Annotated in this window: 1 protein-coding gene; it reads right to left on the bottom strand. The window is 73.8% G+C overall.

Going from position 1 to position 1,156, the window contains the following annotated elements:
• Nucleotides 1–1,156: asparagine synthetase B (locus tag G7A99_RS17860; protein WP_240466336.1), on the bottom strand; the 1,156-nt coding region annotated here is incomplete at both ends.

Below are 1,156 nucleotides of genomic sequence, written 5' to 3'. Positions count from 1 at the left end.
GCCGGGCCCCCGGCGTCGAGCACCGAGGCCAGCTTGTGCAGCTTCTCGCCCATGCGCGGCCGCCACAGCCGCCGCAGGGGGGGCAGCACCGTTGTGGCGGCCCCGGCCAACCGGTCCCAGCGCTGTGGCGGCAGCGCCAGCACGCCCCGCCCCGCCAGCCGGGCCAGCGGCCCCGGCAGGCGTGCGGCGAGGCCGGCGGCGGAGCCGGCGAAGAGATAGCGGTTATAGCCGGCGAAGATCTCGTCACCGCCGTCGCCGGAGAGGCAGACGGTGACGTGCTCGCGTGCGCGCCGCGCGATCAGGCAGGTGGGCACCTGGGAGGGGTCGGCGAAGGGCTCGTCGTAGATCCGCGGCAGCCCGGGTATCACCTCCAGGGCGTCCCGGCCGGTCACCGCCAGCGTCGTGTGCTCGGTGCCCAGGTGCGCCGCGATCCCGGCCGCGGCCTCCGATTCGTCGTAGCGGGGATCGTCGAAGGCCACGGTGAAGGTGCGCAGCGGCCGTGGCGTGATGGCCTGGGCGATGGCGGTGACCGTCACCGAGTCCAGCCCGGCGGAGAGGAACGCCCCCACCGGGACGTCGGCAACCAGCTGCTCACCGATGACCTCACGCAGGGTCGCGTCCAGTCCGTCGATACGGCCGGCCTCGTCATCGGCCCCGGAATCCGCAACCCCCGCCGCCGCCACATCGGCCAGGCGCCAGAAGGGCGTGAGGCGAACACCGCGGCGCCGGCCCCAAGGGGCCACGTCGTCCGGCGGTCCGTGAGCGCAGTCCAGGCTCAGCAGCACCCCCGGCGGCAACTTGTAGGTACCGCGATGAATGGACAGCGGCCCGGGGACGTAACCGTACTGCAGCAGCCCCGCGAGGGCCCGCCTGTCGATGGCCGTGGTCATGCCCGGCACCGCGCGCAATGCCTTGAGCTCGGAGCCGAACAGCACCCCGACACCGGGGACCGCGCCGTAGTAGAGGGGCTTCTCGCCCAGCGGGTCGCGGGCAAGGTGAAGCCGGCGCCCGCGGACATCCCAGACAGCAACAGCGAACATGCCCCGCACCTTCGCGAGGGTCGCCTCGACCCCCCAGTGCTCGACCCCCGCGGCCAGCACCTCGGTATCAGAGCCACCCCGGAACGACACGCCGGCGGCCGTCAGGTCGCGACGCA

Source organism: Arhodomonas sp. KWT (assembly GCF_010993615.1).
This window is presented reverse-complemented; position numbering and strand designations above follow the sequence as displayed.